This is a genomic window from Pseudomonas sp. S44, from assembly GCF_016624805.1.
Classification (GTDB): domain Bacteria; phylum Pseudomonadota; class Gammaproteobacteria; order Pseudomonadales; family Pseudomonadaceae; genus Aquipseudomonas; species Aquipseudomonas machongensis.
In genome coordinates this window covers 1-552 of record NZ_JACVTY010000068.1, presented here as the reverse complement: position 1 = coordinate 552, position 552 = coordinate 1, and the positions used below count along the sequence as shown (strand labels likewise).

Here is a 552-nt window from a genome sequence, read left to right as displayed (position 1 = left end):
GCTCAAGGCGATGACGTCTTCAAAGACTCGGGCTCCCTGACCGTTGGTATTGCCGACGCTTCCGTACCAGGCAAGACTTTCGAGAACCTGGAGCTCGGTGGTTCGGCAACCGTGCAGATCGCTGACACCGAAAGTGAGGTTGTCGCAACCCTGACTGCCGACAAGACCACTGTGTCCGAAGGCGGCGAGATCACCTATACCGTCACGCTGACCAACGCTCAGGGCTTGGACGTCAAAGGCCACAATGGGTTGGTCTTTACGCTTAGCGACGGCACCAAAGTTACCGTTCCAGCAGGCAGCGCCACTGGCACCATCACCATTCACGCCCCTGACGATGTCTACGTTGGCGGCCAACCTTCGATCGTCAACAAACTCGAAGGCGTTACGGGTGCAGATAACTTCGAGAAATTGACCCTCGGTGACGATACTGTCTCCACTACCGTGACCGACGAGCCAGGCACTGGCACTCCGGGCACTGGCAACGAAGGTGACAAGGTTTCGGTCACCATCGTCAGCAATGGCAACGTCACCGAAGACCAGCAGCCAAGCTTC

Annotated in this window: 1 protein-coding gene; it reads left to right on the top strand. The window is 57.6% G+C overall.

Annotated elements, in window-relative coordinates; translation table 11 throughout:
- On the top strand, nt 1-552 hold a 552-nt coding region (locus IAE40_RS25560), incomplete at both ends, for an immunoglobulin-like domain-containing protein (protein WP_200604068.1).